Annotated in this window: 7 protein-coding genes; 4 read left to right on the top strand and 3 right to left on the bottom strand. The window is 39.6% G+C overall.

The window, feature by feature from the left end:
- The coding region (locus tag AC1DSB_RS12875) for a glycerol-3-phosphate dehydrogenase/oxidase (RefSeq protein ID WP_477586842.1) at positions 1–772 on the bottom strand (772 nt) is incomplete at its 3' end.
- 12 nt (positions 773–784) lie between these two features.
- Positions 785–2,275, bottom strand: a complete 1,491-nt coding sequence (gene glpK / locus AC1DSB_RS12870) for a glycerol kinase GlpK (RefSeq protein WP_016427494.1) — start codon at positions 2,273–2,275, stop codon at positions 785–787.
- Between the two features lie 335 nt (positions 2,276–2,610).
- Here glpK and AC1DSB_RS12865 point away from each other — a divergent pair, with 335 nt between their 5' ends.
- From AC1DSB_RS12865 to AC1DSB_RS12850, 4 genes are all read left to right on the top strand, one after another.
- Positions 2,611–3,354: a metal ABC transporter ATP-binding protein gene (locus AC1DSB_RS12865; protein ID WP_477532734.1), complete on the top strand. Its 744-nt coding sequence runs from the start codon at positions 2,611–2,613 to the stop codon at positions 3,352–3,354.
- Positions 3,354–4,217, top strand: coding sequence for a metal ABC transporter permease (locus AC1DSB_RS12860; RefSeq protein ID WP_036659719.1), 864 nt, complete (start codon positions 3,354–3,356; stop codon positions 4,215–4,217). Before AC1DSB_RS12865 ends, AC1DSB_RS12860 begins: the two co-directional genes overlap by 1 nt.
- 19 nt (positions 4,218–4,236) lie before the next feature.
- A complete protein-coding gene (locus AC1DSB_RS12855; protein ID WP_477532733.1) occupies positions 4,237–5,178 on the top strand; it encodes a metal ABC transporter substrate-binding protein in 942 nt (313 codons plus the stop codon).
- Between the two features lie 149 nt (positions 5,179–5,327).
- Positions 5,328–5,720, top strand: a complete 393-nt coding sequence (locus AC1DSB_RS12850) for an SET domain-containing protein (RefSeq protein WP_016427498.1) — start codon at positions 5,328–5,330, stop codon at positions 5,718–5,720.
- Between the two features lie 25 nt (positions 5,721–5,745).
- Here the strand turns inward: AC1DSB_RS12850 and AC1DSB_RS12845 are convergent, their stop codons facing one another.
- Entirely contained in the window at positions 5,746–6,021 is a 276-nt protein-coding gene (locus AC1DSB_RS12845; protein WP_016427499.1) for a hypothetical protein, read from the bottom strand.
- Between the last annotated feature and the right edge of the window lie 65 nt (positions 6,022–6,086).

Raw genomic sequence — 6,086 nt, 5'->3', positions numbered from 1 at the left:
CCACTACAACATGTATACCCTTTGTCATTCGAAGCTGTTTGCCATTTTCAATTGAATCTTTGGCACGGACTTGATCTACCCAAGGACCAGTTGCATTGACCACCTGAGTAGCATGAATCGTCGCTAGTTCTCCAGATAGTTGATCTACTACTTCTACGCCGACAATTCGACCTTGTTCATAAATGAAGGACTCGGCTTTCACATAGTTTACGCAAACGGCTCCTTTTTCAGCCGCTTTTTTTATAACTTCAATTGTCAAACGCGCATCATCAGTACGATACTCCACGTAGTATCCCGCACCACGAAGTCCTTTTGTTTTCAACAGTGGTTCTTTCTTCACCGTTTCTTCTGATGTTAACATTTTACGGCGTTCGTCCCGTTTGACTCCCGCCAAGAAATCATAAACGCGAAGTCCAGCTGAAGTCGAAAGCGGTCCAAATGTTCCGCCTTTATGAAACGGTAATAGCATCCACTCTGGTTCTGTTACATGAACTGCATTTTCATATACGATTTCACGCTCTTTCCCCACTTCCGCCACCATCTGAACTTCGAATTGCTTCAGATAACGAAGTCCTCCGTGAACAAGTTTGGTGGATCGACTGGACGTACCTGCAGCGAAATCCTGCATTTCAACTAAAGCTACTGACAGACCTCGAGTGACGGCGTCAAGTGCAATTCCGGCACCCGTAATTCCTCCACCGATGACCAGTAAATCGAATTGAAACGTATTTAAAGTCTTGATTTGTTTTGGACGTCCAATTGCTGAAAACATGACGATCCCCCCTTATTTAAACAGTCGAGTTGCTTCCACTGCTTTTTGCCAACCTCTGTAAAGTTCCTGCCGCTTCGTTTCTTCCATTTGAGGTGTATATGTTTTTTTGCTGCTGCGCATTTTTTCGATTTCTTTTAGATCCGACCAAAAACCAGTAGCTAATCCTGCCAAGTAAGCAGCACCTAGAGCTGTTGATTCGTTTAATTTTGCTAATTCAACATCAAGCTGAAGCAAATCACTTTGGAACTGCATCAAAAATTCATTATTAACTGCGCCACCGTCTACACGTAACGTTTCTACTTTCATGCCCGCATCCTGTTCCATAGCATCAAGAACATCTTTTGTTTGGTAGGCAAGCGATTCGATTGTAGCGCGAATGAAATGTTCTTTTGAAGTACCTCGAGTTAATCCGAAAATTGCACCTCGGGCATCTGAATCCCAGTAGGGTGTACCGAGTCCAACAAAAGCCGGCACGACGTATACCCCGTCTGTTGAATCCACTTTTTTAGCATACGATTCACTGTCAGCAGCATTTTTCACCATTCGAAGCCCATCACGCAACCATTGAATGGCAGATCCTGCAACAAACACACTTCCTTCCAATGCATAAGTAACTTGACCTTCGACTCCCCATGCGATTGTTGTCAACAAACCATTATCCGATGTAACGGCGGTTTCACCAGTATTTAATAACATAAAACAGCCCGTACCGTAAGTGTTTTTCGCCATCCCTTTGTCAAAGCAGCATTGACCAAAAAGTGCCGCCTGTTGATCTCCAGCAACCCCGGCTATTGGCACCGCAGCTCCATAGAAAACAGCTGGATCAGTTTTTGTATACACTTCAGAAGAGGATGCAACTTTTGGAAGCATAGTTAATGGAATATTTAATTTCTCGCAAATTTCTTCATCCCATTTTAAGTCATGGATATTAAATAATAATGTCCGTGACGCATTTGAGTAATCGGTCGTATGTACTTTCTCACCTGACAACTTCCAAATCAACCACGTATCAATCGTTCCAAATAACAAATCCCCTTGATCTGCTAAATCTTTAGCACCATCAACATTTTCCAAGATCCATTTAACTTTTGTCCCTGAAAAATAGGGATCTAAACGTAGGCCAGTTTTTTGCTGAAACCACTTTTCCAAATCTTCCTCTTTCAGTTCGTCCACAATTTTTTGTGTTTGCCGGGATTGCCAAACAATGGCATTATAAATCGGGCGACCGGTCTTTTTGTTCCACACAACGGTCGTTTCGCGTTGATTCGTAATACCAATACCATCAATCTCTGTCTGTTGAATACCACTCTCAGTCAATACTGCGGCAATTACCGATAGGACTGAACCCCAGATTTCATTTGCGTTATGTTCGACCCAGCCCGGCTTAGGAAAATACTGCTGAAATTCTTTTTGTGCCGTATGTACAATTTCACCTTTTTGATTAAATAGGATTGCTCTGGAACTCGTTGTTCCCTGGTCAATCGCCATTATATACTCGCCCATACTTAATCCTCCTCGAAAGATCATTCCTGACAACTAATGCATCGTGCCATTTTTTAAGAAATTATTTCCTCTAATTATACTGTTTTTCCTAAATGATTGTACATGAAACGCGCCTTGCGATTTATCGTGAAATTTAGTTAATAAGTTTTTCTTTATGATATGAATTTCGCTGCACTATCAAGCTTTCTAAAATATATTCACACTATTCTGTAGTTGCTTTATTGAACGTTGTCGCATATAGTTGTTCTAAGGAAACTTTTTTTCGATTAGGAAATAATTATTTTCATATAAAAATATGACGTATATAGATATTTAATTATCAGGAGGGATTAGAAATGACAACAGCTATTGCCGTAAGCGATTTATTTGTATCATACAACGGAAACGAAGCGTTAAGAAATGTCAGTTTTACAGTCGAAGAAGGAAATTTGGTTGGCATCATAGGACCCAATGGAGCAGGGAAATCCACCCTGCTGAAAGCTTTATTGAATCTCATTAAAAAAGATACAGGTAAAGTTGAAATACTCGGAAAATCGATAAAGGAAATGAAGACGAAAGTTGCTTATGTTCCTCAACGCAGCAATATTGACTGGGATTTCCCGATTACCGTTATGGACACAGTCCTAATTGGCACCTATCCAAACTTAGGAATTTTCAATCGTCCTAAAAAAGAACATAAAGCTTGGGCTTTAGAATGTTTAAAGAAAGTTGGCATGGCCGATTATGGCAATCGCCAAATTGGTGAGCTATCAGGCGGACAGCAACAAAGAGTTTTTCTAGCGCGTGCATTGGCACAAAAACCTGAAATGTATTTTCTGGACGAACCATTCGTAGGTGTTGATGTAACGAGTGAAGAAAAAATCATTTCCATTTTGAAAGAACTTCGCGATAGCGGAAAAACAGTCGTTGTTGTTCACCATGATTTGAGCAAAGCAAGCGATTATTTTAATGAATTGATTTTGCTTAATAAAGAATTGATTGAGCACGGCATTGTCGAGAAAGTATTTCAACCTGCCGTACTGAACAAAGCCTACACCAATCAATTCTCTCCAATAGTAGGCACGGAGGTGACATCATGATGAATTTTATTGATGCTATAATTCAATATGAATTTTTACAAAAGGCCTTGCTCACGTCGATAATGGTCGGAATTATTTGCGGGGTTATAGGATGCTTTATTATTTTACGGGGCATGGCCTTAATGGGAGATGCAATTTCTCACGCAGTCCTTCCAGGTGTGGCATTGTCTTACATGTTAGGAATTAACTTTTTCATTGGTGCTGTCTTTACAGGAATTCTGACTGCCATCGGCATCGGATTTATCAGCCAAAACAGTCGAATTAAAAATGACGTATCAATTGGTATTATGTTTACTGCTGCATTTGCCTCTGGGATTATTCTCATTACGCTTATGAAAAGCAGTACTGATTTGTACCATATCCTATTCGGGAATGTACTGGCCGTTAGACCGACAGAAATGTTGTCAACATTGGTGATTGGAATCTTTGTGCTAATCAGTATCTTTGTCTTTTATAAAGAACTTCTTGTCAGTTCATTTGATCCGACGATGGCAGCAGCATATGGACTTCCTACAAAAGCCATTCATTACTTTTTAATGGCGCTACTGACTTTGGTGACAGTCGCTTCTTTACAAACCGTAGGAATTATTCTGGTGGTGGCAATGCTCATCACTCCGGCCTCGACAGCTTATTTGTTAACTGATCGACTGTGGGTAATGATTTATCTATCAGCTGGAATTGGTATATTATCATCCATACTCGGCTTATATTTCAGCTACACATATAATTTGGCTTCAGGTGCAACAATTGTACTTGCTGCAACTGTATTATTCATTCTCGCCTTTTTATTTTCGCCGAAGCAAGGATTGGTCTGGAGATCACTAAAAAGTGCTCGAAAACGAGAACTGCATTCTCAATCTTAATTATTTCTGGAGGATAAACATGAAAAAAACAATATATTTATTAAGCACGATGAGTATTCTATTGCTGCTACTACTTTCAGGTTGTACAAAAGAAAATGGAAATGAAACAGATGACAATGGGAAAATTCAAGTCGTAGCTACCTATTCGATCATTTACGATATCGTTAAAAACGTTGGCGGCGATCGAGTCGAAGTTCATACACTAGCACCCGTTGGTTCAAATCCGCATGAGTATGATCCATTGCCAAAAGATGTGCAATTGACTACTGAYGCAGATGTTGTCTTTTACAATGGTCTAAATCTTGAAGGAGGAAACTCTTGGTTTGAGAAACTCCTCCTTACGGCAGGAAAGTCCGAAAAAGATGCACCGGTTTTCCGATTAAGTGAAGGTGTGGAACCTAAACATCTAACGACTAAAGGCAAAGAATCAGAAGAAGATCCTCATGCATGGTTGGACATCCGTAACGGCATTAAATATGCTGAAAACGCCAAAAATGCATTAGTGAAAGTCGACCCAGATCATGCGGCTGAATACGAAAAAAATGCGGAAGCCTATATTGCTGAATTGAAGAAGTTACATGAAGAAGCAGTTGCCCGTTACAACGAAATTCCTCAAGAAAAAAGAGTTTTAATTACCAGTGAAGGTGCTTTTAAATATTTTTCAGAGGCATATGGATTTGAAGCGGCTTATATTTGGGAAATTAATTCAGAAAACCAGGGCTCCCCTGAACAAGTAAGTAAAGTCGTTGATTATATCCGCTCTAAAGAAAATCCAGTACTTTTCGTAGAAACGAGCATCGATCCACGTAGTATGGAGTCCGTGTCTGCTGAAACTGGTGTACCGATTTACGGAAAAGTTTTCACCGACTCCATCGGCAAGCCCGGTGAAGATGGCGACACATATATCAAGATGATGCAATGGAATATTGATACAATCTTTAACGGCTTGACTGAAAAATAATGGGGTCGCTTCGACGTTGATTTATCGTTTACCCTACCGATTGTGATATGACGTGGTATACTTGTAGCTGGCGTGAAGGGTAAAGATCAATAATATTTCCCCAAATGTGCATGTCTTTTACAGACAATCGAATCGAGAAGGTGAAATCAATGATTGAAATAAAAACATCAACATTAAGTGATGGAGAATTAAATCGTGGCGTTTTTGCTACGCGTGATATTAAAAAAGGTGAACTGATTCACGAAGCACCAGTTTTACCCTACCCAAATGAAGAGCATGAGCATGTGGAAAAGACGTTGCTTGCGGACTATGCATTTGAATATGGTATAAACCATACGGCATTAGTGCTCGGTTATGGCATGCTATTCAATCATTCGTATCAACCGAATGCTGTGTATGACATTAACTTTGATAATCACACATTTGATTTCTTCGCTTACAAAGATATTAAAGCTGGAGAAGAAGTTTTGATTAACTATAATGGTGAAGTCGATAATGAAGATCCATTGTGGTTTAACAAAGAAAACCCAACAACTGACTAGTTTTCTAGTCAAGTGTTGGGTTTTTTTATGATGTTCGATATGATTTCAATGTTGTTTTAATTGATGCATATGTGCCGATTGCTGCAGCACTATAGAAAAAACCCATGAATATTCCAGCAGAAAGGTTATCGGGATGACTGATGAAAATCGAAATGAATAAACCAATCAAGGTTGCACACGTAGGGATATATTTTGAAGGTACGTGAACAAGGAATTTTAGGATGAGGAGCAATATTATAATTACAGGGATAGCCCATAGTGCATCCCAAACATTTGTATGTATGATTGGAAACTCAGCCATTGAATAGTCTCCTTTAGCAAATTACTTTTTACAAAGCATTACCGTGAGGGACAGTTGTTATACAT

The sequence above is a fragment of the Paenisporosarcina sp. P4_E4_2 genome, from assembly GCF_056401595.1.
The sequence above is the reverse complement of the archived record's forward strand: the minus strand, read 5'-3'. Positions and strand labels throughout refer to the sequence as shown.